General features: G+C 72.5%; 27 protein-coding genes. 8 read left to right on the top strand and 19 right to left on the bottom strand.

All coding sequences use genetic code 11. The features are described from left to right. Window positions 1-31 precede the first annotated feature (31 nt). Window positions 32-244: a hypothetical protein gene (locus HNR40_RS33000; RefSeq protein WP_184968340.1), complete on the bottom strand. Its 213-nt coding sequence runs from the start codon at window positions 242-244 to the stop codon at window positions 32-34. A 192-nt stretch (window positions 245-436) separates the two neighbouring features. Between HNR40_RS33000 and HNR40_RS33005 the strand changes: the two genes are divergently transcribed. Further along, window positions 437-1,195 (top strand): SAM-dependent methyltransferase, encoded by a 759-nt coding sequence (locus tag HNR40_RS33005; RefSeq protein ID WP_184968342.1) that lies wholly within the window; start codon window positions 437-439, stop codon window positions 1,193-1,195. 37 nt (window positions 1,196-1,232) lie between these two features. Here HNR40_RS33005 and HNR40_RS33010 read toward each other — a convergent pair whose 3' ends face one another. From HNR40_RS33010 to HNR40_RS33025, 5 genes are read right to left on the bottom strand one after another with little or no spacing between them, the layout of a single operon-like run. Next, window positions 1,233-1,976 (bottom strand): class I SAM-dependent methyltransferase, encoded by a 744-nt coding sequence (locus HNR40_RS33010; RefSeq protein WP_184968344.1) that lies wholly within the window; start codon window positions 1,974-1,976, stop codon window positions 1,233-1,235. A 49-nt stretch (window positions 1,977-2,025) separates the two neighbouring features. Beyond that, entirely contained in the window at window positions 2,026-2,511 is a 486-nt protein-coding gene (locus tag HNR40_RS33015) for a hypothetical protein (RefSeq protein ID WP_184968346.1), read from the bottom strand. Then, window positions 2,508-3,449, bottom strand: coding sequence for an ATP-binding protein (locus tag HNR40_RS55200; protein ID WP_312896613.1), 942 nt, complete (start codon window positions 3,447-3,449; stop codon window positions 2,508-2,510). The genes HNR40_RS33015 and HNR40_RS55200 overlap by 4 nt, the downstream gene beginning before the upstream one ends. 3 nt (window positions 3,450-3,452) lie before the next feature. Continuing rightward, a complete protein-coding gene (locus HNR40_RS55205) occupies window positions 3,453-3,887 on the bottom strand; it encodes a hypothetical protein (protein ID WP_246509728.1) in 435 nt (144 codons plus the stop codon). Continuing rightward, entirely contained in the window at window positions 3,884-4,558 is a 675-nt protein-coding gene (locus tag HNR40_RS33025) for a response regulator (RefSeq protein WP_184968348.1), read from the bottom strand. The genes HNR40_RS55205 and HNR40_RS33025 overlap by 4 nt, the downstream gene beginning before the upstream one ends. Before the next feature lie 142 nt (window positions 4,559-4,700). On the opposite strand from HNR40_RS33025, the gene HNR40_RS33030 reads away from it, so the two are divergent. Beyond that, window positions 4,701-5,207 (top strand): hypothetical protein, encoded by a 507-nt coding sequence (locus HNR40_RS33030; protein ID WP_184968350.1) that lies wholly within the window; start codon window positions 4,701-4,703, stop codon window positions 5,205-5,207. Between the two features lie 84 nt (window positions 5,208-5,291). On the opposite strand, the gene HNR40_RS33035 is transcribed toward HNR40_RS33030, so the two are convergent. Beyond that, on the bottom strand, window positions 5,292-6,350 hold the full coding sequence (locus HNR40_RS33035) for a glycoside hydrolase family 19 protein (protein WP_312896614.1): 1,059 nt from the start codon (window positions 6,348-6,350) through the stop codon (window positions 5,292-5,294). A gap of 169 nt (window positions 6,351-6,519) precedes the next feature. On the opposite strand from HNR40_RS33035, the gene HNR40_RS33040 reads away from it, so the two are divergent. Both HNR40_RS33040 and HNR40_RS33045 read left to right on the top strand, forming a co-directional pair. Next, on the top strand, window positions 6,520-6,885 hold the full coding sequence (locus HNR40_RS33040; protein ID WP_184968352.1) for a hypothetical protein: 366 nt from the start codon (window positions 6,520-6,522) through the stop codon (window positions 6,883-6,885). Between the two features lie 93 nt (window positions 6,886-6,978). Then, a complete protein-coding gene (locus HNR40_RS33045) occupies window positions 6,979-7,974 on the top strand; it encodes a helix-turn-helix domain-containing protein (protein ID WP_221341157.1) in 996 nt (331 codons plus the stop codon). A gap of 16 nt (window positions 7,975-7,990) precedes the next feature. Here the strand turns inward: HNR40_RS33045 and HNR40_RS33050 are convergent, their stop codons facing one another. Both HNR40_RS33050 and HNR40_RS33055 read right to left on the bottom strand, forming a co-directional pair. Next, window positions 7,991-10,651 (bottom strand): calcium-translocating P-type ATPase, PMCA-type, encoded by a 2,661-nt coding sequence (locus tag HNR40_RS33050; RefSeq protein ID WP_184968354.1) that lies wholly within the window; start codon window positions 10,649-10,651, stop codon window positions 7,991-7,993. Between the two features lie 195 nt (window positions 10,652-10,846). Continuing rightward, the gene (locus HNR40_RS33055; RefSeq protein ID WP_184968356.1) at window positions 10,847-11,416 is read right to left on the bottom strand and encodes a TetR/AcrR family transcriptional regulator; all 570 of its coding nucleotides are present in this window, start codon (window positions 11,414-11,416) and stop codon (window positions 10,847-10,849) included. A gap of 159 nt (window positions 11,417-11,575) precedes the next feature. Here HNR40_RS33055 and HNR40_RS33060 point away from each other — a divergent pair, with 159 nt between their 5' ends. Next, a complete protein-coding gene (locus tag HNR40_RS33060) occupies window positions 11,576-11,893 on the top strand; it encodes a hypothetical protein (protein WP_184968357.1) in 318 nt (105 codons plus the stop codon). Window positions 11,894-11,897: 4 nt separating this feature from the next. Here HNR40_RS33060 and HNR40_RS33065 read toward each other — a convergent pair whose 3' ends face one another. The 7 genes from HNR40_RS33065 to lipP1 are packed head-to-tail and all read right to left on the bottom strand — an operon-like array spanning window position 11,898 to window position 19,547. Next, complete coding sequence (locus tag HNR40_RS33065; RefSeq protein WP_184968359.1) at window positions 11,898-12,854, bottom strand: aldo/keto reductase; 957 nt, start codon at window positions 12,852-12,854, stop codon at window positions 11,898-11,900. An 11-nt stretch (window positions 12,855-12,865) separates the two neighbouring features. Next, window positions 12,866-13,975: a zinc-binding dehydrogenase gene (locus HNR40_RS33070; RefSeq protein ID WP_184968361.1), complete on the bottom strand. Its 1,110-nt coding sequence runs from the start codon at window positions 13,973-13,975 to the stop codon at window positions 12,866-12,868. A gap of 15 nt (window positions 13,976-13,990) precedes the next feature. Continuing rightward, window positions 13,991-14,863, bottom strand: coding sequence for a branched-chain amino acid ABC transporter permease (locus HNR40_RS33075; RefSeq protein WP_184968364.1), 873 nt, complete (start codon window positions 14,861-14,863; stop codon window positions 13,991-13,993). 3 nt (window positions 14,864-14,866) lie between these two features. Then, a complete protein-coding gene (locus tag HNR40_RS33080; protein WP_184968366.1) occupies window positions 14,867-16,018 on the bottom strand; it encodes an ABC transporter substrate-binding protein in 1,152 nt (383 codons plus the stop codon). A gap of 24 nt (window positions 16,019-16,042) precedes the next feature. Beyond that, window positions 16,043-17,779, bottom strand: a complete 1,737-nt coding sequence (locus HNR40_RS33085; protein WP_184968367.1) for a branched-chain amino acid ABC transporter ATP-binding protein/permease — start codon at window positions 17,777-17,779, stop codon at window positions 16,043-16,045. After that, the gene (locus tag HNR40_RS33090; protein ID WP_312896615.1) at window positions 17,776-18,603 is read right to left on the bottom strand and encodes an ABC transporter ATP-binding protein; all 828 of its coding nucleotides are present in this window, start codon (window positions 18,601-18,603) and stop codon (window positions 17,776-17,778) included. The genes HNR40_RS33085 and HNR40_RS33090 overlap by 4 nt, the downstream gene beginning before the upstream one ends. After that, window positions 18,600-19,547, bottom strand: coding sequence for a LipP1 family hormone-sensitive lipase (gene lipP1 / locus HNR40_RS33095; RefSeq protein ID WP_184968369.1), 948 nt, complete (start codon window positions 19,545-19,547; stop codon window positions 18,600-18,602). The genes HNR40_RS33090 and lipP1 overlap by 4 nt, the downstream gene beginning before the upstream one ends. 113 nt (window positions 19,548-19,660) lie before the next feature. Here lipP1 and HNR40_RS33100 point away from each other — a divergent pair, with 113 nt between their 5' ends. Beyond that, a complete protein-coding gene (locus HNR40_RS33100) occupies window positions 19,661-20,989 on the top strand; it encodes an amidohydrolase (RefSeq protein WP_184968371.1) in 1,329 nt (442 codons plus the stop codon). Here the strand turns inward: HNR40_RS33100 and HNR40_RS33105 are convergent. Then, on the bottom strand, window positions 20,986-21,963 hold the full coding sequence (locus HNR40_RS33105; protein ID WP_312896616.1) for an aldo/keto reductase: 978 nt from the start codon (window positions 21,961-21,963) through the stop codon (window positions 20,986-20,988). The two genes, HNR40_RS33100 and HNR40_RS33105, sit on opposite strands and share 4 nt — an antisense overlap. Before the next feature lie 96 nt (window positions 21,964-22,059). Here HNR40_RS33105 and HNR40_RS33110 point away from each other — a divergent pair, with 96 nt between their 5' ends. Continuing rightward, window positions 22,060-23,052, top strand: a complete 993-nt coding sequence (locus HNR40_RS33110; RefSeq protein WP_184968373.1) for a methyltransferase family protein — start codon at window positions 22,060-22,062, stop codon at window positions 23,050-23,052. Next, window positions 23,049-23,789 (top strand): SDR family NAD(P)-dependent oxidoreductase, encoded by a 741-nt coding sequence (locus HNR40_RS33115; protein ID WP_184968375.1) that lies wholly within the window; start codon window positions 23,049-23,051, stop codon window positions 23,787-23,789. Before HNR40_RS33110 ends, HNR40_RS33115 begins: the two co-directional genes overlap by 4 nt. A gap of 2 nt (window positions 23,790-23,791) precedes the next feature. Here HNR40_RS33115 and HNR40_RS33120 read toward each other — a convergent pair whose 3' ends face one another. Next, window positions 23,792-24,472, bottom strand: a complete 681-nt coding sequence (locus tag HNR40_RS33120) for a GntR family transcriptional regulator (RefSeq protein WP_184968377.1) — start codon at window positions 24,470-24,472, stop codon at window positions 23,792-23,794. Window positions 24,473-24,514: 42 nt separating this feature from the next. Next, entirely contained in the window at window positions 24,515-25,234 is a 720-nt protein-coding gene (locus tag HNR40_RS33125; RefSeq protein ID WP_184968379.1) for an alpha/beta fold hydrolase, read from the bottom strand. Window positions 25,235-25,236 lie beyond the last annotated feature (2 nt).

A 25,236-nucleotide genomic window follows, 5' to 3' on the forward strand; every position in this document is an offset into this window, starting at 1 on the left:
GGCGATCCACCTCCCCCTCACGGGGGAGCCACTAGAACTGGAACCGCTTCGCCCGCTCTATGCAGTCGGGGCAGACGGGCAGGTCCACCGAGCGGGCGACGGCCTCCGGGGTGGCCGGGCGCAGGGAGGCCAGGACGGTGAGGCCCGGCGGCAGGCCGGTCTCCGGATCGACCAGGAAGGTCTCGACCTCCGCCGGATCGAAGGTGAACTCCCGCTTGCACCCGTAACAGCGACCGGTCTCCACCTGTCCAGCGTACGGCCGCGCCCTGTAGCCTGGAATGGAAGATGCTCCCGCCGGGGCCAGACCCCGGCCGATCACGAGAAGGCGATGCCATGGTCGCCCCCCGGACACCCCGGGGCGGACGGACAGGTGTCCTCGCCATGCCCCCGGGTCACCCAGACGTTCTCGTATACGCCTGATCTGGAGCATTCTGAAATGTCACACGATTCGTTGTCCGCGTGGTACGCAGACTTCTTCACCGAGCTGCCCAACGCCTTCTGGCGCGCGGCCGTACCCGAGGAACTGACCGGCGACGAGGTCGGCTTCGTCGTCCGCGCGGCCGGGCTGCGGCCCGGCTCCCGGGTGCTGGACGTGGCCTGCGGCAGCGGGCGGCACGCGCTCGAACTGGCCAGGCGCGGCTGCCTGGTCACCGGGCTCGACGTCTCGGCCGAGGCCGTTGCGTACGCCCGCGTCGCCGCCGGGGCCGAAGGGCTCGACCTCGACCTGCGCCGGGGCGACATGCGGGCGCTGCCCGCCGACGTCGTGGCCGAGGCGGCCATCTGCATGGGCAACGCCTTCGGCTACCTGGATCACGACGCCACGCGGGAGTTCCTGTCCGGGCTGGCCGCGCTCGTCGTGCCCGGTGGCGCGCTCGTCCTGGACTACGGGTTCGTGGCCGAGTCGCTGCTTCCCGGCCTGAGCCTGGAGGAGGAGCCGATGACGTTCGGCGGCGTCGAGGCGGTCTCGGTCAACGAGTACGACGTGGCCCGCAGCCGCTGGCTCACCTCGTTCACCTTCCGCAGGGGCGAGCAGGAGCACCGCGGGACCTCGGTGCAGCACGTGTACACCACGGCCGAGGTCGTCCGGCTGGTCACCGAGGCCGGGTTCACCGGCGCCGAGTTGTATGGCGGACCTGACGGCACGCCGTACCGGCTGGGCAGCCCGAGGCTGCTCCTGGTGGCACGGCGGCCTTAGGCTCCGGGGCCGCGCCCGCCCGCCGGGCGGGCGCGGCTCACGCCTGCGGCGGGAGGCGGTACACCGAAACGTGCGAACGCGACTCGGCGGTGAACTCGGCCCCCGACCAGTCGGCGTGCCTGCTCTCCAGCTCGAACCCGGCGAGCTGCCCCATCAGGTCGAGCTCGCTCGGCCAGATGTAGCGGTGCGGGCTGCGGAAGACCCGGCCCTGCCCGTCCTCGCCGAACCTGAAGTGGTGGGAGACGATCTGCTGCCCCAGCACGTCGTAGGTGTCCAGGCCGATGTAGCCGGGCTCGTGGTGCCAGACGGTGGCCTGCTTGCCCGGTGGCAGCGTGCGCAGCTCGGGCACCCACAGCTCGATCACGAACCGGCCGCCGGGCGCGAGGTGGCGGGCGGCGTTGCGGAAGCACGCCACCTGCCCGGCCTGGGTGAGCAGGTTGGAGATCGTGTTGTAGACGAGGTAGACGAGCGAGAACTCCCCGGGCGCCGTCGCGGCCGACATGTCACCGGCGATCACCGGGATCGCCGCCTCGTCCGCCTTCGTCCGCAACTGCTCGATCATCGGCCTCGACAGCTCGATGCCGGTGACCGCCACCCCCCGCTCGGCCAGCGGCAGGGCGACGCGGCCCGTCCCGATCGCGAACTCCAGCGCCCGCCCGCCGCCCGCCAGCTCCGCCAGCCGGTCCACGGCCGGCTTCAGGACCTCGGGCGCGAACATGCCGGTGCCCGGCGTGTCATAGCCGCGCGCGGCGTCCTCGTCCCAGATCTCTTCCTGTCGCATGCCGCCAACGATGACCATGAACGCGGGCCTTTGTCCAGCACCGCTGGTCTCAGCGGTAGTCCTCGCAGCGCACCGCGCCCTTCTCCGGTACGGCCACCCGCACCTCGTCCACGTCCACGCCGCGCCCGGCGGCCGTGGCGGCGGCGATCGTGCAGACGAGCTGGCCGGTGGCCAGGCGCGACAGCCGCTCGACCGGCGGCAGCCACTTGCCGCCGACCAGCATCGACGAGCCCTTCTCCAGCGCGAAGCCGTCGTCGCTCACCCGGACGGCCAGGTTCCTGGGCAGGACCGTGTCGAAGTCGCGCTCGCGTTCCTTGGCGGTGGGGCCGCCGGTCAGCAGTTCGACCGCGGCGGCGGCGTCCAGCGGGCCCTCGGGCCGGCCGACGGAGGCCAGGCCGCCGCTCTGCACGAAGTACAGCCGGGTGCCCTGGGTGAACCCGCGGGCCGGTTCACCGGCGCCGACCACGCCGGTGGGCCCGGTCCCGCAGGCCGTGGCGGCGAGCAGGAGCAGCAGGAGCAGGGAGCGGCCGGTCACGGGCGGGTCCTGGGCAGTGTGAGGGTGAAGACAGCGCCGGGGCCGGGGGCGACGGTGAGGTCGCCGCCGTGCAGCAGGGCGTTCTCGCGGGCGATGGCCAGGCCCAGGCCGCTGCCCTCGGAGCGGGCACGGGCGGCGTCGGCCTTGTAGAAGCGTTCGAAGACGTGCGGCAGGACGTCGGCGGGCAGGCCGGGGCCGTGGTCGGCGACCGCGAGCGTGAGCTCCCGTTCGCCGGCGCGCAGTGTGAGCGTGACCGGCGGCGCGCCGTGGCGCAGCGCGTTGCCGACGAGGTTGGCGACGATGACGTCCAGGCGGCGCGGGTCCAGCGGGAGGTGGATGCCCTCCGGCAGGTCGGCGGTGACCGCGCCGGTCCAGCCGCGGGTGCGCAGGCAGGCGGCGACCGCCGTGCCCACGTCCATCTCGTTGAGGTTGAGCACCGCCGCGCCCGCGTCGAACCGGGAGATCTCCATCAGGTCGTCCACGAGCCGGGTGAGCCTGGCGACCTCGGCGCTGACCATGCGGGCGGCGGTGCCCGCGTCGGCGTCCAGCCGGTCGGCCCCGGCTTCGAGCACGTCGGTGACGGCGGTCGCGGCGGCCAGCGGGGTGCGCAGTTCGTGCGAGACGTCGGCGACGAACCGGCGCGACCTGGCCTCCATCTCGCGCAGCTCGCCGACCGAACGTTCGAGCGCGGCGGCGGTCTCGTTGAACCGCCCGGCCAGCCGGGCCAGCTCGTCGCCGCCGCGTACCGGCAGCCGCGTCTCCAGCCGCCCCTCGCCCAGGCGGCGCGCGGCCCGGTCCAGGTCGGCGACCGGGCGCAGCACCCCGCGCGCGGCCAGCAGCCCGGCCAGCACCGCCACCAGCACGACCGGCGCCGCGGCCGTCTGCGCCGCGCGCAGCACGGCGGCCTCGTCGGCCGCGGCCTGCGCGAGCGACTCCACGAGCTAGACGGTGATCCCGGACGGCGTGCCGCCCGCGCGCAGCATGACCCTGCTCCCGCCCACCAGGTACGGCACGCCGTCCCGGCTGACCCGCTGCCAGGCCAGTTCGGGCCGGCTCGCCACGGCCTGCCGCAGCCCGGCGGTGATGCGGGCGTCGCTGGGGACGGCGGCGTCCCTGACCACGTACACCTGGCGGTCGCCCACCTCGAGGTCCTCGGCGAGCAGGGCCAGCTCGCTGTCGTCGGCGGGCAGCGCGACGTCGCGCGACAGCAGCAGCACCCGGTTCCTGAAGTCGTCGAGCAGCCGGTCCTGCACCCCGGCCACCAGGTCCTTGCGCGCCTGGAGATAGGTCAGCCCGGCCGCGGCCACCGCGCACACCCCGCCGACCAGCACGAACGTGATCACCAGCCGGGCCCGCAGGCCCCGCAGCCAGGTCATACCGGCCCGAACCGGTAACCGAACCCGCGGACGGTCTGCACGTACCGGGGCTCGGCCGGCACGTCCTCGATCTTGGCGCGCAGCCGCTGCACGCACGCGTCCACCAGCCGGGAGTCGCCCAGGTAGTCGTGCTCCCACACCGACTCCAGCAGCTGCTGCCTGTTGAACACCCGGCCGGGCGTGGCCGACAGGTGCAACAGCAGCCGCAGCTCCATCGGCGGCAGCGCGACCTTCCGCCCGTCCCTGCTCACGGTGAGGGAGGCGCGGTCCACGCGGAGCGCGCCGTAGGTCTCGACCGGCGACTGCACACTCTCGGTACGGCGCAGCACCGCCCTGATCCGGGCCTCCAGCACCTGCGGGCGCACCGGCTTGACCACGTAGTCGTCGGCCCCCGCCTCCAGCCCGCCGACCACGTCGAAGTCGTCGCCCCGCGCGCTCAGCATCACGATCGAGGTGGCGGCGCTCGCGCGGATCCTCCGGCAGACCTCGAAGCCGTCGATGCCCGGCAGCATCAGGTCGAGCACGACCACGTCCGCGGCGAACTCGGCCAGCCGGTCGAGGCCCTCCTCGCCGGAGGCCGCCGCCTCGACCTCGTGGTCGCGGCCCTTCAGGGCGAGCGTCAGACCGTCCCTGACGGCCGGGTCGTCCTCGATCAGCAACACGCGAGCCATGCGTCCCAGTATCGACGGCGCTGACGTGCGCTTTGTCCGGTCTGAAGAGCTATTACACGTTCATGACATCGTGCGGACGGGTTGTGCACAGGGACGGGCCAGAGTCTCAGGGGCAGTCAGCAGCCACTCATTGGAGGAACTTGTGATCATCAGCAGGCGACGTCTGGCCGTCATGGCCGCCCTGCCCGCGCTGGCCCTGAGCGCGGCCTGCGGAGCGCAGAGCTTCGCCAGCGCGGCGAGCCCGGACCCCGCGGCGAGCGTGTCCGCCAAGCCGAGCTGGCACGAGACCGCGCTGAAGTTCGCGGCGTGCATGCGGGACAACGGCATCGACGTCCCCGACCCGGTCAAGGGCCAGGACCTCGACACCAGCGCGGTCTCCAAGGTCACCCAGGCCAAGCTCGACGCCGCCATGAAGGCGTGCAAGGAGTGGGACTCGGTCATCCTCGGCGGCAGTGAGCCCGCCTCGCCCGAGGAGGAGGCCAAGTTCGCGGCCTGGGCGACGTGCCTGCAGAAGGGCGGGGTCTGGCAGCCGCTCGGCAAGGAGGCCAAGCCGGCCGGGTTCAAGCAGGTCAAGCCGGGCTCGGCAGCGGAGAAGCGGGTCTTCGCCGGGTGCGCGTCGCTGCAGCCGCCGGCGCCGTACGAGCAGTAGAGGCCGGGACCCTCACCCGGGCCATAGCCTCCGCGCCGTCCCGCCGGGGGGAACGGACGGCGCGGAGGCGGGGTGAGGGAACCCTCAGCAGGACAGGTTGCCGCCGGGGGCGACGCCGAGGATCTGGGTGAAGCGCTGGTAGGCGTTGATCCGGCTCTGCACCTGGCCGGGGTTGCCGCCGTTGCACTCCAGGCTGCCGTTGATGCTGCGGATGGTCTCGCCGAAGCCGCGGCTGTTGACCATCGCGTTGTGCGGGGTCATGGTGCCGGGGCCGTTCTGGGTCATCCAGTACCAGATCGCGGTCTTCCAGGCCACGGACGCGTCCTGCTGGACCAGCCACGGGTTGGTCAGCAGCGGCAGGCCCAGCGCGTCACCGGCCGCCTTGTAGTTGAAGTTCCAGCTCAGCTGGATGGGGCCGCGGCCGTAGTAGGCGGCCTGACCGGCGGGGCAGCCGTACGGCTGGTTCCTGTCGCAGTAGTGCGGGTAGTTGGCGGTGTTCTGCTCCACGATGTGGACGAGGCCGCCGGTCTCGTGGTTGACGTTGGCCAGGAAGGCCGCGGCCTCCTGCTTCTTGATGGTGTCGCTGCCCGTCTTGGCGAAGGCGGGGTAGGCGCTGAGCGCGGCGGTCAGGCCGCTGTAGGTGTAGAAGGAGTTCCGGCTCGGGAACATCTGGTTGAACTGCGCCTGGCTCACCACGAACCCTGACGGGTCCGGCGGGTCGGTCGGGCCGGGGCCGCCGCTGCAGGTGTAGGGGTCCCAGTACCAGTGGCTGATCACCGGGTCGTATCCGGGGTTCTCGTGGACGGCGATGTAGTGGTTGCCATCGGTGTAGCGGACGATGCTGCCCACCGCGTAGAACGTGCCGGCGGCCCAGTTCGGGTAGTTGCACTGGGTGCCACCGCCGCCGCCGGAGCAGGTGCCCTGGTCGGCCCAGACGGCGGCGCTGCCCGGACTCTCGTTCTGGGTCCACCACTTGGCGGACCAGTTGCGCCCGTTGTGGGACACGACGGCGCCTCCGTTGTAAACGGCTGAGGAGCTCCATGCCGTGGCGCAGGCCGCGGCGCTGGCGGCGGACGGCAGGACGACCGCCAGCACGCCCATCGCCATCAGCAGCGCCGCTAACGGGGCCAGGAGTTTTCGCACGTGATCACTTCCTTGGGGGGTGTAATGCTTAGGAAAGTTTCCTAATAGTTAACTCCTGATGAGGAAACGCGCAAGACCCAATGTCAAGAGGGGGCGGATGCCAACATGGTGATTCCGGCGTACTTTGATGAACATCAACGCCGTTTCTCCGTCGCCGTCTGAGAGGCCCATGTTTCTCCGCAGCCCCCGCCTTCCCTCCTCGCGACCGACCGGTCTGCTGATCGCCATCGGGTTCTTCGTGGTGATCGCCGCCTGCGCGCTCGCCGCTTTACTCGTCCCGCACGCCCTGGTCGAGATCCGCTTCGCCGTCGTGGGCCTGATCGCCGCCCTCTACGCCGGCCTCACCGCCGACCTGCTCGCCTCCGCCGCGACCGGGGCGCTGGCCTGGACGATGGCCACCGGTTTCCTCATCGACCCCGCCGGTGAGCTGGTGGTGTCGGGCGGCCTGGACGCGATCCGGCTGGCCGCCCTCGTCGGCCTGTGCGTGGCCGCCGGCCTGTACGGCGTCTTCCGCCAGCGTCACACCTCGACCTAGCGGGATGCCTCCCCGGGAGCGGGCGTCTCCCTAGAATGGCCAGGTGAACCGCATATTGCCGATATATGGCTATAAAGCGCGACGTGCTGGAACGTGGGAGATCACCGGCCGGATCTCCCCGGCGACGTGCTGAGCGCCGCGGGCCTGGGCGCCGAGGAGGAGGCTGCCTACCGGCTCCTCGTCAGGACCGCCGAGGTCGAGGTCGCCGAGCTGGCGGGGGAGCTGGGCGTGGCGGACGAGGCGGCGCGCCGGGCGCTCGGGTCGTTGCTGGCCAAGGGGCTGGCGCGTGCCGTACCCGGAGAAAGCGACACCTTCACCGCGGTCGCCCCCGACGTCGCGCTCGCGGCGCGGCTGCACCGGCGCCAGGAGGAGGTGGACCGGGCCCGGCAGGCCGTGGAGCAGCTCACGGGGGAGTACCTGGCCCACTCCAGGCGGCGCGAGGCCGCGCAGCTGATCGAGGTGATCAGCAGCAGGACGGTGCTGCGCGAGCAGCTGCGGCTGATGCAGGACAACGCCCGCCACGAGGTCGTGAGCCTGTGCCGGGCCGGGCACGTGGCGATGACCTCGCAGGAGAACACCGAGGAGCTGGGCGCGCTGCGGCGCGGGGTGGGCTTCCGGGTGCTGTACGAGCGGGCGCTGCTCGAAGAACCCGGCATGCTGGTCAACCTCGCCGAAGGGATCACGCTCGGCGAGCAGGCGCGGGCGTTCCCGGAGCTGCCGGTGCGGATGATGATCGCCGACGGCGAGCTGGGCGTGCTCCCGCTGGTCCAGCACACCGGCGGGCTGACCCAGCTCACCGCCGCCCTGGTACGGCCCAGCAGCCTCCTCGACGCGCTCAAGGCGCTGTTCGAGAGCCTGTGGGAGCGGGCCACCCCCGTCAGCCTCACCACGCCGGGCAGCCCGCTCGACGCCGACCACCTCTACCTGCTGTCGCTGCTGCTGGCCGGCGTGCCCGACAAGTCGATCGCCACGCAGCTGAAGGTGTCGCAGCGCACCGTCCAGCGCCGCATCACCCACCTGATGGAGCGGGCCGGCGCCCAGACCCGGATGCAGCTGGCCTGGCACGCCGCCCGCGAGAACTGGCTGTGATCGTCGAACTCAGGCGCTAGGGCCGGGCGCCGGCGCGGCGCAGGATCATCTTGACCAGCTCGCCCAGCCACAGGATCACCGAGCCCACAGCCGCGCAGGTCAGCCACTGCGCCGCGGTGAGGTTGGTGACGGAGAAGAAGGCGTGCAGCCCGTCCCACTCCACCATGGCCGCCAGCAGCACGAGCACGACGCCGATCGCCACGAACGTCGAGCGGTTGGAGAAGGTGTCGCGGTGGAAGGCGCTGCGCAGGTCGTTGCGGACGTTGACCAGGTTGAAGACCTGGAAGAAGACGAAGGTGACGAAGGCCATCGTCGCGGCGACCGGCGGGGGAGCCATCGCGAGCACGGCCAGCGTGCCCGCGGCCATCGCCGTCCCGGCCAGCAGGATGCGCAGCAGCCGCGCGGTGGTGAGGATGCGCTCGTCCCGCGGGCGCGGCGGGCGCGACATGACGTCCGGCCCCGCCGGGTCGACGCCGAGCGAGAGCGCGGGCGGGCCGTCCATGATGAGGTTCACGAAGAGGATCTGCACGGCGGTGAACGGCGCGCCGCCCGCCAGCCCGGTGATCGACGCCGCCAGGAACGTGAGCACGAACCCGAACGCGGTCGAGAGCTGGAAGCGGGTGAACTTCACGATGTTGGCGTAGATGCCGCGTCCCTCGCGGACCGCGTCGACCACGGTCGCGAAGTTGTCGTCGGTGAGGATCATCGTGGCGGCTTCCTTGCTCACCTCGGTCCCGGTGACGCCCATGGCGACGCCGATGTCGGCCCGCCGCAGGGCCGGGGCGTCGTTGACCCCGTCACCGGTCATCGCCACCACGGCGCCGCTGTCCTGCAGCGCGCGCACGATCCGGATCTTGTGCTGCGGAGTGACCCGGGCCACGACCCCGATGTCCGGAAGCTGCCTGGCCAGCTCCTCGTCGGAGAGCTCGTCCAGCTCGGCGCCGGTCACCGCCTTGCCGGGGATGTCCAGCTCGCGGGCGATGGCCGAGGCGGTGACCGCGTGGTCGCCGGTGATCATCCGTACCTGGACGCCCGCCCGGTGGCACTGCTCGATGGCGGCCGACGCCTCCGGCCGGGGCGGGTCGACGATGCCGACCAGCGCCATCAGCACGATGCCGTCGAGCGAGGACTTCAGGTCGGCGTCGTCGGGCAGGGCCGGAAAGTCCTTCACGCCGACGGCCAGCACGCGCAGCCCCTGCTCGGCCAGCTCGCCGTTGGCGGCGGCGTATTCCGCGCGGGCCGCCGCGTCGAACGGCCGGCGGCCGTCGGCGGTCAGATAGCGGTCGGCGCGGGCGGCCAGCACGTCGGGCGCGCCCTTGACGAAGCAGCGCACCCGGCCGTCCTCCCGGTGGAAGGTGGCCATGAACTTGTCGTCGGAGTCGAAGGGCACCTCGGCGATCCGCGGGTGCCTGCGCCGCAGGGCGGCGACGTCGACCCCGCCCTTCTCGGCCAGCACCACCATGGCCAGCTCGGTGGGGTCGCCGACCACGTCGTCGGCGGCGCGTACCACCGCGTCGGTGCACAGCGCCATGGCGACCAGCGCGACGTGCAGCGTCTGGCTGTCGGGCGGGTCGTCGTCGGTGCTGCGGATGCGGCCCTCCACCGAGTAGCCGTGGCCGGAGACGGTGAAGCGGCGGTCGGCCAGGTACACCTCGCGGGCGGTCATCTGGTTGAGCGTCAGCGTGCCGGTCTTGTCGGTGCAGATCTGGGAGGTGCTGCCCAGGGTCTCCACCGAGGCCAGCCGCTTGACGATGGCGCCCCGGCGGGCCAGGCGGGCCGTACCCATGGCGAGGGTGAAGGCCACGACGGCGGGCAGCCCTTCGGGGACCGTGGCCACCGCCAGCGAGACCGCGGTCGTGAACAGGTCACCGATCGGCTGCCCGCGCAGCAGGCCCAGGACGAACACGACCGCGATCACCGCGAGCGCGATCAGCGCCAGGGTCTTGCCGAGCGTGTCGATCTGGCGCTGCAGCGGGGTCGGCGCCTGCTTGGTCTGCTGGAGCAGCCCGGCGATCTGCCCGATCTCGGTCGAGGCGCCGGTCGCGGTCACGATCATGCGGGCCCGGCCACGGGTGACGGTCGTGTTCATGAACACTGCGCTGTGGCGCTCGGCCAGGGGCGCGTCCTGCGCCACGACCGCGGCGGCGGACTTGGCCGACGGTTCCGCCTCGCCGGTCAGCGCCGACTCCTGAACCTCCAGCGACGACGAGGACACCAGCCGCCCGTCGGCGGGCACCCGGTCGCCCGCCTCCAGGTCCACGACGTCGCCCGGCACCAGATCGGCGGCGTCGAGCCGCATGGCCGCCCCGCCCCGCAGCACTGTGGCCTCGGTGTGGAGCATCTTGCGCAGCGCCTCCAGCGACGCCTCGGCCCTGGACTCCTGCACGAACCCGATCGTCGCGTTCAGGATCACGACCAGCACGATGATCGCCGGCGTCTCCCACTCGCGGGTCACCGCGAAGCTCACGATCGCCGCGCCGATCAGCGTCACGATCAGCAGGTCCTGGAACTGCCGCAAGTAGGCGTGCCAGCGCGGCTCGCGCGGCGCCTCGGGCAGCCGGTTGGCGCCGTGCTCTTCCCTGCGCTCTACGGCTTCCGCCCCGCTCAGCCCACGGGACGGGTCAACGTTCAGCCGCTCGGCCGTCTCGGCGGCGTCCATCGCATACCAGGCGCTCATGAGCCCACGTTATGATCGCGAACCCCTCGCCGCCATCTGGCCGATGGTGGTATTCAGCCAATTCTGTCCCCCCGTGCCAGGGGTGTGAAATCAGGGCGTGAAACCACCCTCGGTGGCTGTCCGATCACTCTATGCTGTGGTGGGGCCTGCGGCGTGGACACTATGGGGGTTCTCCACCCGCCAGGCCCCCCTCACTCAGGCGACCAGCCGGCCGATCACCCAGTGCAGGTAGGTGCGGAAGCGCGCCAGTTCCGCGGGCTTCACCGTGCGCTCGCTGCGCCGCCGCTCCAGAACGCCGCCGGTGAGAAACCCGTAGACGCACCACACGATCATCCAGACGAAGTAACGGGTCTCGACCCCGGGCGGCAGCAAAGGCGAGATCGCCCGGAGAATCTCGTCCAGCAGCGGCCGGGTGTAGGCCTCCTCGAGTTCCGGGATGTCCGCCGCGTCGCCCATCCAGCGATGCATCCACAGCAGCACCAGCATCGGATTGGCGGCGAAGAAGTCGAGATAGGCGTCCACCATGCGGTGCAACGCCTCGGGCGTGCCCGTGAACTCCGCGAGCGCCGCCGATATCGCGGCGTGTTCCGCCTCGTCGGCCTTGAGCATGACGGTCTTGTACAAGTCCGCCTTGCCGCCGAACTCCCGGCCGATGAACGCCGGCTCGACCCCGGCCGCCCGCGCGATGAGCCCGACATCCGTTTCGTCGTAACCCAGTTCGGCGAAAAGCTTGGTCGCCACCTCAAGGACCTGATCCGCGCTCACCGCACAACCCTAGGTAGGCGCCGCAGCATTTCCCAGCAGGCTCGCTGCCGGGCGCTGGACCCGCCCGCCCGGCCGGGTTACGGTCGGAGCGGCACGCCCGAAGTCATCCCGCGGACCCGCAGGGGGTGCGTCATCAGCGCAGCACGGATCATTCTGGGTTTGTCGTTGTCCCTCGCCTTCGTCCTGACCGCCGCGCCCGCTCAGGCGGCAGGGCCGTTCTGTGTCCCCGAGGCCCCGGTGTGCGCGGGCCTCGACAACGGGCGGTTCGTCTTCACCATCAAGCCCCCGCCGGCCAGCCTGTCGATGCAGGCCACGGTCAACGGGGTGCCCCGCAGCGGGGCGATCTCCACCTGGCGCACGCCCACCTACCTGGAGGGCGTCTACTACCCGACACCGGCGCTGGTGCCGGGCGACGTGGTGTGCATGTCGTTCTACGCGCCCGGCGTGCCGCCCGGGCCGTACTGCGGCACGCACTAGGCGGCTAGGGACCTTCTGGGTCGACCGCGTCCCGGTCGGCCCAGAAGGGCTCCACCAGGTCCCTGATCCCTTGCGCGCCGACGCGTTCCAGCACGGCCAGCGCGCCGACGTTGCACACGAGCTGCCGGGTGCTGCTGGCGCCGAACAGCACGGTGGCGGTCGCGGGGTGCGACAACGCGAAGGCGACGCAGAGCTGGGCCGCGGTCGCGCCCACGCTCGCGGCCGCCTCGGTCAGACCGGGGACCGCCTGGACGATCTGCTCGCGGATGTCGCCGGGGTCGCGGCCGATCTGCCGGGTTGGGTTGGTCCTGCCCGCCAGGATGCCGCCCTCCATCACGTCGGACGCCTGCAGCGACAGGCCGTCGGCGAACAGCGGCGCGAACGGCCCGCCGTCCGGGATCGAGCGGCGGCACGGGCTGTACTTGAGCTGCGCGAGCTGGGGCCCGGGGGAGCCGGCGGCCAGGGCGTGCTCGCGGATCGTCCGGATCGTGCTGGCCGACCAGTTGTTGACGCCCCAGCAGCCGATGATCCCGTCGCGCTCCAGCTCGGCCAGGTCGCCGGCCAGCCGTACGAGATCGAGGTCGTCGCGCCGGACGTCGCCGAGCACCACCAGGTCGGCGCGGTCGGCGCCGACCCGGAACAGCGCGTGCTCCAGCTGCGCGCGCAGCGGCTGCTCGGGGTAGCGCTCCAGCCAGAGCTTCTCCGACAGCAGGTAGTCGTCCCTGGCCACGCCCGCGGCGCGCACGATGGCCGAGAACAGCACGTCGGTGTAGACCGGCGGCGCCCCCGGCATACCGTACACGCCGATGTCGAACAGGTTGACGCCCAGGTCGACGGCGTGGCGCACCATGGCGACCGCCTCGGCGAAGTCCATCCGGTCGTAGACGTGCCAGGAACCCAGGGACAGGACCGAGACCTCCGGCCCGTGCGTGCCGATCGTGCGGCGGGGAACGGTGTGCATGGGACTCCTCGTCACGGTAGCCACGGATGGATGACGGCCTTGACCTCGTCGAGCCTCGACATCGACCGGAGCGCGCCGGTGGCCGCGCCCAGCCCGGCGGGGGCGCCGAACATGGCGTTCCAGTCGAAGCGCGCACGGAAGCCGCGCAGGAACTCCAGGGCCCGGTGGTAGTCGCCGACGTCGCCGTTGAGCGAGCCGAGGACGTTCAGCTCCTTGCCCATGACCGTGCCCATCGGGACCGGGTCGGGGCGCGGGCCGGTGCTGCCGACGACCACGAACGTGCCGCCCCAGGCGGCCATGTCCACCGCCTCCGCGGCCACGCCGGGCGCGCCCGCGAGGTCGAGCACCAGCTCTGCGCCACGCCCGTCGGTGGCCTCCAGAACCTGGCCGAGGCGTTCCGGCGGCGTGCCGTCCAGGCCGATCACGACGTCGGCGCCGAAGCCGCGGGCCAGCTCCAGCCGGGCCGCCGGGGCGCCGACGGTGATGACGGTGCCCGCCCCCGACGCGGCGGCCATGGCCGTGGCCACCAGGCCGAGCGCGCCGGCGCCCTGGACGACGACCGCGGCGCCGGGGCGGATGCCGCCGGCCCTGCCGTACGCGTGCACGACGGTCTTGACCGCGCAGCCCGCCGCGGCCGCCCAGATGTCGGGAACGTCGTCGGGCAGCAGGAGCTTCAGCGCGCCCGGCCGGACGTAGGAGTACTCGGCCAGCCCGCAGGTGGAGTACGGCCACGCGTCCGCCCGCTGCGTGAACCCGTACCCGCGCTGGGCGCAGGCGACCGGGGTGCGCAGCACGGTGCAGCCGTGGCAGTGCCCGCACGTCGACTCCGACCAGCCGATCCGGTCCCCGGCCCGCACCGGCCGGCCCAGCGCGTCCAGGGTGCCGGGTCCGGCGGCGGCGACCGTCCCGGACATCTCGTGGCCGAGCACCATGGGCAGCATCCCCGGCCAGGACATCGCCCCGGACCAGATGTGCACGTCGGTGGCGCACAGGGTGGCGCAGCCGATCCTGACGATGGCCGCGCCGGGCTCCACCTCCCCGGGCAGCGGGAGCTCCTCGATGACCAGCGGCTCGCCGTGCTCGCGGAGCACCGCGGCGCGGGTGGCGGTCGGGACAGGCACGATCGGGGTCCTTTCTCAGCGGGTGTGGGCGGTGTCCCAGACTTCGTTCCTGCTGCGCCACCACAGCAGCACCAGGATCACCAGGAAGGGCACCACGCCGCGGTCGGCCTGCAGGCCGCTCAGCGACACGGCGACGCCTTCCAGCAGCCCGAGTATCAGCCCGCCGGCCAGCGTCATGGGCAGGCTGCGGAAGGCGCCCACCATGGCCACGGCCAGCGCGGTGGTGATGAGGTTGCCGAGCGTGGCGAAGTCGCCGCCCAGCCGGGGCGCGACCAGGACGATGACGAGCGTGCTGAGCCCGCCGATGACCGCCCACACCGCCATGGCCAGGCGTGGCACGGCGATGCCGACCACCTGCGCGGTCGTGGGACGCTCCGACAGCGCCTGCAGCCGCAGCCCCAGCAGGGTCCGGCTGAAAAGCAGCCCCACCCCGGCGGTGATGAGCGCGGCGAAGGCCAGCGAGACCAGCGTGGACACCGGCACCACGACGTCGCCCAGGACGAACGCGGGCCCGTCCAGCGGCGCCGGGAAGCGCCGGGTGCCCGTGGTGGCGCTGCCGAACACGCGCAGCCCGATCGCCATGACGGCCACGTAGAGCGCGACGGTCACCGCCGCCTTGGTCCGCTCGCTGTGCTCGCCGAACCACCGCACGAGGATCGCGCCGACGAGCGCCGACAGCGCGGCCCCCGCCACCACCCCCGCCGCCAGTGCGAGCGCCCCGTGCACGCCCACGCCGATCAGCGAGACCATCACGTACGCGCCCACCGCCCCCGTGGCCGCCATGGCGAAGTTCACCACGGCGACCAGCCGGTAGGTCAGCACCACGCACAGCCCGAGCAGCGCGTACACGCCGCCGCTGGTCAGCCCGGCGATCAGGGAGTTGAGCATTGCTCAGCCCTTGCCGGGGATGACGAACCCCTCGGGCAGCACCCGCCACGCGCGGTTCTCCGCCTTCACGAACCTGGCGCCCTCGACCGGGTTGTGCGCGTCGCCGGGCCCGAAGACGTACGGCGTGCCGACCATCGGATAGTCCACCGGCTTCATCTCCTTGAAGGCCTTGGTCACCGACTCGCGGGTGATCGGCCCTTGGATGCCCTTGAGCACCTGGACGAAGACGTCGGCCGCCATGACCGCCCCCTGGCTGAAGGCCGTCTTCGGGATCCCCTTCGCGCCGACGATCTTGGCCCACCGGTCGTTGCCCGGCAGGCTCTCGTCGGTGTAGGGCTGCCACTCGGTCGCCGAGTAGACGTTGAGCCCCTCGGGGATCGCCTGGGCGTTGGCGTCGGTGTAGCTGTTGGCCAGCATGGCGAAGTCGACGGCGGTCATGCCCTGGGTCTTGGCCTGGGCGAACCAGGGACCGACCTGGGAGTTGTAGACGATGCCCGCGCAGCCCGCCTCCTTGGCCTTGACCAGGTAGGGGGTCGGGTCGCCGGTGCCGACGGAGGTCTCCTTCACGGTCAGCTGCTTGCCGGTGACCGTGGACCACTCCTTGATGGCGTTCTCGATGCCGTCGCCGCTGCCCGGCAGGACCGTCAGGTAGGCGCAGACCTTCTCGTGCTTCTTGGTCTGCGACAGGAAGTACAGGGCGGCGGTGAGCAGCTTGTAGGGGCCCGGGTTGACGGGGGCGATGTTCGGGCTGGTGAAGCAGGCCGGGTCGACGCCGACGGCCGGGATGGAGACGATGCCGGCGCTGCCGTACTTGGCCCGGTTCAGGCCGCAGTCGACGGCGCTGGACGAGCCGACGAGCGCCACCACGCCCTCGGACTCGATCAGCTCCACGGCCGCCTCGGTGGAGCGCTGCGGGTTCATGGCGTCGTCCTTGCTGATGAACTCGATCTTGCGGCCGCCGATCCCGCCCGCCGCGTTGACCTCGTCGAAGACGGCCTGCACGGCCTTGGGCACCTCGGGCGCCTGGAACTGGCCCGTGACGCCGTTGATCGAGCCGACCTTGATGGGCCCGTCCGTGCCGCCGTCGGCGGCGCATCCGGCCAGCGCGAGCGCCGCGGCCCCCAACGCGGCGGCGAGCCTGTGTGAAAGCTCCATGTGCGTGCTTCCTCCTCAGGGAGATCAGGCCAGCGGGGCAGCCGCTATGCCGAGGTAGGCGTTGACGACGGCGGGGTCCTCCATGACGTCCCTGGTGGGGCCGGAGGCGATGACCCGCCCGAAGTCGAGGACGGTGAGTTGCGAACAGGCCGCGGTGACGAGCTCCATGTCGTGCTCGACCAGCAGGACGGCGACGCCGTAGCGGGCCGGCACCTCGGCCAGCCGCGCCGCGAAGCGCAGCGACTCCGCGCCCGACTGACCGGCCGCCGGTTCGTCCAGCAGCGCCACCTTGGGCCGGGCGGCGACGGCGGCGGCCACGTCGAGCAGCCGCCGGGTCCCGGCGTCCAGCAGCGACACCGGGACCTGGGCCGGCGGGCAGCCGAAGAAGTCCAGCAGCTCCCCGGCCTCGCCGAGGTCCAGGCGGCGCCCGGCCCCGATCGTCAGATACTCGTACTGGGTCAGCTCTGCCGGGATCGTGGTGGTCTGGAAGGTACGGCGCAGCCCGCGCCCGGCCCTGACGTCGGGCCGCAGGCCGTCCAGCGGCTGTCCGGCGAGCACGATCGAGCCCCGGTAGCCGCCGAGGAAACCGGTCACGGCGGCGATGAACGTGCTCTTGCCCGCGCCGTTGGGCCCGATGAGACCCGCCACCGCGCCCTCGGGCACGGTCAGGGTGACCTCGTCCAGCGCGGTGACCTCGCCGAAGCGCACGGTGAGCCCGCTGACCTGCAGCAAGGGGCGCCCCGGCGGCTCGGATGGCGTTTTGGACGGTTTTTGGGACGACGGTGACAGCGGCGCGGTCTCGGGGGCCTCCGCGCGCCCTTCGAGCAGTGGCCGTGCCGCCCGCTCCCGCCTGCGGGCCTGCACGAAGTCGGTCTGGCTGACCCCGGAGCGCAGCGCGAGCACGGCGAAGACGCCGAACAGCATGCCGCCCAGGTCCTGCGGCAGGCTGAGCCGTTCCAGGATCGTGGCCATGACCGCGCCGAAGACGCCGCCCATGATCGCGCCGTCCACGTGATGCGGCCCGATGAGGATCGCGACGGCGAAGAACGCCAGCGACTGTCCCATCGAGAAGTTCTGCGCGACCACCAGGCCGAGCTGCCCGGCCATCAGCCCGCCCCCGATGGCCGCCACGAACGCGCTGATGGCGAACGCGGCGAGCTTGCTGCGTGCCACCGAGACCCCGTGCGCGGCCGCGGCCCGCTCGGAGTGCTTCAGCTCCAGCCACGACATGCCGAGCCGGGTGCGGTTGAACAGGCTCAGCCCGATCGCCACCAGGCAGAAGACGATCACCGTGAGCACGAAGTAGGCCCGGTCGCCGGAGAACAGCTCCGGCCGCACGACCGTCTTCAGCTCACCGGTGCCGGGGAACTGGTTGGCGTTCAGCACGATGTCGGTCGAGACCGCGAACCCGAACGTGACCACGGCCAGGTTGACGCCGCGGATACGCAGCGCGGGCAGGCCGATCAGGACGCCCACCGGCACCGCGGCCAGCCCGCCCAGCACGAGCCAGAGCAGGAACCCGCCAGGGGCGTCGTGCAGGTTGAGCTTCAGCACCACCCACGCGCCGATGGCCGCGAACGACATCTGGCACAGCGACATCATCCCGGCCCTGCCCACGATCACGCCGTAGCTCTGCATGATGATCGAGACGACGACGGCGGTGATCGCGAGGAAGACCCAGTGGGCGGAGAACACGGCGGGCACCGCGACACAGACCGCCACGGCCACGCCCAGCCCGATCGCGAAGGCGCGCGGGTTCATACCGGCGCCGCCCCGAAGTAGGACTCGTGCAGCAGCTCCGGGTCCCGCCTCAGCTCCGCGCACGAGCCGTCGTAAACCACCCGGCCCTTGCGCAGCACGTACGCGCGGGTGCCGATCTCCAGCGCCAGCGCCGCGAACTGCTCGATGAGCAGGACCGAGATGCCGAGGCCGACCAGGTCGCCCACCGCGCCCATCAACCGGCGCACCACCACGGGCGCCAGCCCCATGGACATCTCGTCGATGAGCATGACCCTCGGGTCGGCGACCAGCGCGCGGCCGAGCACGAGCATCTGCTGCTCGCCGCCGGACAGGTGCCCGGCCTGCAGGTTCCTGCGGCGCTCCAGCTCGGGGAAGAGCGTGAACACGCGGTCGAGCTCGCCCTGCCCGCTGCGCGAGACCAGCAGGTTCTGCTCGACGGTGAGGGTGCGGAAGACGGTGCGCGACTGCTCGACGTAGCCGAGGCCGGCGCGGGCCCGCCGGTAGGTCGGCAGCTTCTCGATCGGCCTGCCACTGAGCCGGATGGCGCCCGACGACACCTGCGCGACCCCGGCGATGCCGTCCATGAGCGTGGTCTTCCCCGCCCCGTTCGAGCCCAGGACGACGGTCACCGTCCCGGGCCCGACCTCCAGCGACACCTCGTGCACGATCTCGGCCTCGCCCCGGTTGACGCCGACCCCATCCAGACTGAGAACCGCGTCCGACCCGATGTGCGGGTCCAGACCGTGGTGCGGGTCCGGACTGACGTGCGCGTCCAAGCTTGTGGCCGGGGCCGGGGCCGGGCTTTGGGCCGGGTCCGGGCCGGGGGTGCTCCCGCTCCCGCTCACCGGTCGCCTCCGCCGAACGCCGTCCGCAGCGCGGTGGCGACCCGGTCGTGCGCCGCGCGCGCGGCGGGCAGTTCGGTGGCCAGCAGCCCGAAGAAGCCGTGGATCAGCCCGTCGTAGCGCACCACCTCCGCCGGCACCCCGGCCTCGCGCAGCCGGGCCGCGTACTCCTCGCCCTCGTCGCGCAGCACGTCGTACTCCGCCCCCAGCACCAGCGCCGGGGCCAGGCCCGACAGGTCATCGGCCCGCAGCGGCAGCAGGTAGGGGTCACGCAGGTTCGTCGGATCACGCGGATAAAGGGTGAAAAACCACTCCATGCTCGCCCGAGACAGGAAATATCCCTCGGCATAGTCCCGATAGGAGGCGCGCCCGTCGTCCGGATGTCCGAGCACCGGCGAGACCAGCACCTGCAGCGAAAGCCGCGGCCCGCCCAGGTCACGGGCCTTCAGCGCGGCCACGGCGGCGAGGTTGCCGCCCGCGCTCTCCCCGCCGACGGCGATCCGCCCCGGATCGGCCGAGATCTCCGCCCCGTGCCCGTGCACCCAGCGCACAGCCGCGAAGCAGTCGTCGGCCGCCGCGGGATAGGGGTTCTCGGGCGCGAGCCGGTAGTCCACCGAGACCACGACCACACCGGCCCGCGCGCAGACGGTACGGCAGGCGTACTCGTTCTCGTCAAGGCTGCCGATCGTCCACCCGCCGCCGTGGAACCACACGAAGGCCGGAAAGGGCCCGGCGCCCTCCGGGGTGTAGACGCGCACGGGGATCTCACCGGCCGGGCCGGGGATCGCGGTGTCGCGCACCCGGTGCACGGCGGGCAGGATGTCGGGCAGCCGCCAGGTGGTACGGAACTGCTCGCGCATGGTCTGGGGGTCCAGCACCACGGGCTGTCCTGCTTCTATGGCGGGAGTGCGGTCGATGATCGCCTGCGCGTCGGGATGCAAAGGCATGCCTACCTCCGCTCGCCTGGGTGAGAGACGCACCCGGGGTCAGAACTCGAATCGTATCTGATTCCGTGTACGTTATGGGCATCCACGCGGTGGTGTCCAGAGTGGGGAGGAAGATGTTGCGCAACGGTTCCCGGCCCGCCGGCACAGTGCTCACGGGCGGAGTGGTGCACACGCTCGACCAGGAAGATCGTGTCGTCGAGGCCCTCGCGGTACGCGGCCGCCTCATCGCCCGCGCCGGCTCAGCCCGCGAGGTCGCGCCGCTCATCGGACCCGACACCCGGGTGATCGACCTGCGCGGCCGATCGGTGCTGCCGGGCATCAACGACTCGCACCTGCACGGCGTGTGGCTCGGGGCGATGTGGCCCGATCTGCTCATGGAGCAACTGGCCGAGGGCGAGCACGAAGGCGCGCCGGTCCGTCTGGAGAACGAACGGCAGCGCCGCGCCGCCATCCTGCGCACCGGGCGGCTGCTGGCCTCGCTGGGCGTCACCAGCTACACCGAGCCGGGGCTGGGGCCGGGGGAGGACGCCGGCCGTACCGGCTGCTTCGGGTCCGCGGCGCTGCACGACTACGCGCAGCTGGCCGCGGACGGGAGGCTCACGGCGAGAGTCACCGCGCTGATGCTGTTCGGGCAGCTCGACGGCCCCAGCACCCTGACCGCCCTGCGGGAGGGTCTGCGCGCCTTCCGTCCCCCAGCCGAGGTGCCGGGGTGGCTGCGCGTGGCCGGGGTCAAGATCTTCGCCGACGGCATCCCGCCGATGGGCACCGCCTGGACCGACCAGCCGTACACGCACGGCGGCCACGGCGGGCTCCTGGTGGAAGGCCCCTCACCCGAGGCCCGAGCCGCCGCGCTGACCGAGATGATCGCCGCGGCGCACGCGGCCGGATACCAGGTCGGCGTGCACGCCACCGGCGGCAGAGCCGTGCGCACCGCGGTCGAGGCGATGCGCGCCGCCGCCGCCCGCGACGGCCGCGACCGGCGCCACTACATCATCCACGGCGACCTGGTCGTTCCCGAGACGCTCACGGCGATGGCCGATGCGGGGATCGGCCTCAACACCCAGCCCGGGATCGCCGTGGCCACCGGCGACATGCTCGCCGCCGCACTGGGCCAGGAGGCGCTGGCCGGAGCCTGGCCCCTGCGCGACGCCCTGTCGGCGGGGGTACGGCTCTGCCTCAGCTCGGACGCGCCCGTGCTCACACCCGACTGGCGGGTGGGCGTCGCCCAGGCAGGACTGCCCATGGACGAGGCACTCCGCGCGTACACGGTCGTCCCGGCCTGGCAGGACGGCGCACTGGCCTGGAAAGGGACGTTGGAGGCGGGCAAGGTGGCCGACCTGTGCGTGCTCGGCGGCGACCTGCGCACCATCGACCCGTCCGCCCTGCCCGAGGTGCCCATCGCCCTGACAATGGTGGACGGCCGCGTCGTCCACCAGGCCTAGGCGGTGCCCCAGGAGGCTTCGGGGTTGACCACGTCGCGGTCGAGCCACAGGTCCGCGACGGCTTCGCGGAGTTCGGGGCCGTGGCGTTCGAGGAGGGTGAGCGCGCCCAGGTTCTCCTCTAGCTGGCGTACGCCGCTCGCGCCGAACAGCACGGTCGCGACCGCCGGGTGCGTGAAGCAGAAGGCGACGGCCAGCTGCGCCGGGGTGGCGCCGAAGCGCTCGGCGGCCCGCATGACCAGCGGGAACGAGGCGCGGATCCGTTCGCGGATGCCGCCCGGGTCCGCGCCGATCTTGCGCCTCGGGTGAAGGCGGCCCGCCAGGATGCCGCCTTCGAACACGTCGGAGGCCTGCAGCCCCAGCCCCGCCTGCGACAGCAGCCGGCCGTACGGCAGGCCCTCGGGAACGGAACGCCGGGCCAGACTGTACTTGAGCTGGGCGAACGACGGCGGCGTGAACCCCTCGGCGGCGGCCAGCGCGCAGGCCCGGCCGAGATCGCGCGCCGCCCAGTTGTTGACCCCCCAGGCCGCGAACCGCCCCGCCCGCACCAGTTCGGACACGTCGGTCAGCACCGAGCGCAGGTCGAGCTCACCGAGGAAGTCGCCGACGACCACGAGGTCGGCCCGGTCGGTGCCGATCCGCTCCAGCGACGTCTCGATCTGCGCGGCGAAGGAGCTGGCGGGGTAGTCCCACAGCCAGAGCTTCCCGCACAGCGTGTACTCCTCGCGCGCGATCCCCGCCTCCCTGACCGCCTTGCCGAAGATCACGTCGGTCGTCGCGTCCTCGGCGTGCGGCCCGGCGTTGTAGTGGGCGACGTCGAACAGGCTCACCCCATGGCGTACGGCGGCGCCGATCAGCTCGACCGCCGCGCCGAACTCCATCCGATCCCAGGTGTTCCACGAGCCGAGCCCGGCCATGGGGACCACGGGTCCCCGCATGCCGAGCCTGCGCCTGGGCACCGCACCGGAATACCGCACCGCACACCTCCCTGAGCCGAGCGACGTCGGGCCTGGCGGCCACACGGAAGAATCGTATATCATTCCCGATACTGTTCGCTCCTGAAGGGGTGTCACATGTCGCTTTACCAGGACAGCAGCGGCGCGGCGCGCATCGTGGAGGTGGCCACCGGATACATGGCCGCCAAGCAGCTCTTCGCGGCCGGAGAGCTCGGCCTGTTCGCCGCGCTGGCCTCCGGCCCGGCGAGCGCGGCCGACCTGGCCAGGCGCACCGGCCTGCCGGAGCGCACCGTGCGCATCCTCGCCGACGCCATGTCAGGGCTCGGCCTGCTCACCCGGACCGGCGGCGTCTACACCAACACGCCCGCCACCGACCGCCACCTGACCGGCGCGGCGGGGGAGCTCGACCTGCGCCCCTTCCTCACCTTCCTGGAGGCCATCAGCTACCCGCACTGGCTGGGCTTCGGCGCCAGCGCCCGTACCGGGGAGCCCGCCCCGCTGGACCTGGACGGCGAGCGGATGGAGGTGTTCCTCACCGGCGTGATGACCTACAACTCCCTGCACGCCAGGACGCTCGCCGCGCACTACGACTTCACCCCGCACCGCCGCGCCCTGGACCTCGGCGGCCTGTCCGGAGCGTTCCTGGCCCAGGCCATGAACGCGGCCCCGGAACTGCGCGGCACGTTCTGCGCCGAGGGCGACCTGGCCGTCTTCGCGAAGCGGACGCTGGACGAGGCGGGCGTCGGCGACCGCGCCGAACTGGCCGCCGCCGACCCCTTCACCGCGGACCTGACCACCGGCTACGACCTCGTCCTGCTGGAGCACGTCGTGCACCGTTTCGGCCCGGAACGCAACATCCGCTACGCCGAACGCGCCCGCGAGCTCGCCGCACCCGGCGCCACGTTGCTCCTGCTGGACTTCTTCCTCGACGCCGACCCGGTGCAGCGGGTCGTGGACGCCCTGCACGCGGCCGAGTACCTGGTCATCGACGGCACCACGGTCTATCCCGAGGACGAGGTACGCGGCTGGCTCACCGAGTCGGGCTGGGAACCCGGCCAGACCCTGTGCCTGCCCGGCTGCCCCCGCGTGATCGTGGCGTACGCCCGATGAGCCCGGACGACGGCGCACGGCGGCTGGTGCTGGTCACCGGCGGGGCCAGGGGGATCGGGAAGGCGGTGGCGCGGGCGTTCGCGCAGGCCGGGGACCGGGTGGTGATCGCCGACGTGGACGGGGAGGCGGGGGAGAAGGCCGCCGCCGAGATCGGGGCCGCCTCGGTGACCATGGACGTCACCGAGGCGGCGTCGGTGGACTCCGCGCTGGCCCAGGTGGGGGAGACGATCGACGTCCTGGTCAACAACGCCGGGGTGGTCGCCGGTGGCGGTCCGCTGGTGGAGCTGCCGCTGGAGGTCTTCGACCGGGTCGTCGCGGTGAACCTGCGCGGCACGTTCACCGTCACCCGGGCGGTCGCCGCCGGCATGATCGCGGCCGGGCGCGGCGGCTGCGTCGTCAACATCAGCTCGATCGGCGCCCGCCAGCCGACCGCCGGCCTGGGACACTACGAGGCCACCAAGGCCGCCGTGGATGCTCTGACCAGGACCGCCGCGCTGGAGCTCGCCCCCTACGGGATCAGGGCCAACGGCGTCGCGCCCGGCCCGGTGCTGACCCCGATGACCGCGGGCCTCATGTCCGACCCCGCGGCCCGCGCCGCCTGGGAGTCGCGCATCCCGCTCGGCAGGATCGCCGGGACCGGCGACATCACGCCGCTGGTCGTCTTCCTCGCCTCGCCCGCCGCCCGCCACATCACCGGCACCGTCGTCCAGGTGGACGGCGGCCAGCTCCTCACCTGAGGTCAGCCGCGGTTTTTGGCCTGGGCCTTGTGCAGGGCGTCGGCCGTGGCGATCTTGTGGGCGCACGCAACCCGCTCGATCTCCTGCGCCTGCGCGCCCGCCTGGATCAGGTCGAGCATGTGCTCGTGCTCCTCCACCGAACGGCGCGCCCGCCCCGGCACGTGGCTGAACGTGGAGCGCCGCATGTGGTCCAGCCTGGCCCACTCCGCCTCCAGCAGCGCCCGCAGGTGCTCGTCCGGGCACTGGGCGTAGATGGCGAAGTGGAACTCCCTGTTCAGCGCGGTGAACGAGACCGGGTCGAACTCCTCCAGCGCCTCGACCATCCGGTCGTTGACCGCGCGGGCGCGGGCGAGCTGCTCCGGGGTCATGAGCGGCGCGGAGATGGCCGTGGCATAACCCTCCAGCCGGGCCAGCACCTGCAGCGCGTGCTCGACCTGGGCGGCGTCGAAGACGGCCACCCGGGCGCCGATGTTGCGCACCACCTCGACCAGGCCGTCGGACTGCAGCCGCCGTACGGCTTCGCGCAGCGGGATGGTGCTGACCCCGGTCTCGCGGGCGAGCTGGTCCATCACCAGCCGGTAGCCGGGACCGTAGGTGCCGTCGAGGATGCGCGAGCGCAGCAGCTCGTAGCTGATCTCGGCCTTGGACGCATTGGCCCGCGTGGACCCCTTCGCGGAACTCACCGCTCTTTCCTCATTCCCCTCATGTCGAGATCCCCCTCGTTGTCAAGGCGCCAGCGTGGTGGTCACGACCTCGCGCAGGCCGGGACCGGACAACGCCTGGAAGTGGTCGCCCGCGACGGTGACCAGCCGGGCACCCGTCACCTGCCCGACGATACGCTCGATTCCGGCCACGACCACGTCCTCCTGCCCCGCGACGAACACCGGAGGCTCGGCGCCGGTCCACGCCCCCGGCTCGAACGGGGTGGCGCGCAGTCCTTCGACGCAGGTCACCAGCCCGGCCGCCCGGTGGCCCTGGGCGAGGACCATATCAGCGATCATGGCCGTGAGCGGGTCGGCGGGCGGGCCGCCTCCCGCGACGGCCCGGCGCAGCGCCTCGACGTCGACGGCGGTGAACGGGTCGAACGGGCTGAGCCCGCCCAGCACCGCCCGGCGCACCCGGCCGGGCGCCGCGCCGGGCAGCTCCCAGGCGATCCTGGCCCCCAGCGAGTAGCCGACGACGTCGAACACCCCCGCGTCCATCACCGCCACCAGCGCCTCGGCGATCCGGCCGGCCCCCGCGTGCGCGGGGCTGTCCGGCGCCGGGCTGTCCCCGTGTCCCGGCAGGTCGGCGACCACGACCCGGCGGCCGGTGGCGGCCAGCGCGTCCGCCATCCCGGTCGCCACCCAGTCGCGCTGCCCGTCGGCGGCGAACCCGTGCAGAAGCAGCACCGGGGGACCGGCCGTCACCTTGGCGGCGAACACGCGTACGGCCAGCTCTCCCATGA

The sequence above is a fragment of the Nonomuraea endophytica genome, assembly GCF_014203235.1.
GTDB lineage: Bacteria > Actinomycetota > Actinomycetes > Streptosporangiales > Streptosporangiaceae > Nonomuraea > Nonomuraea endophytica.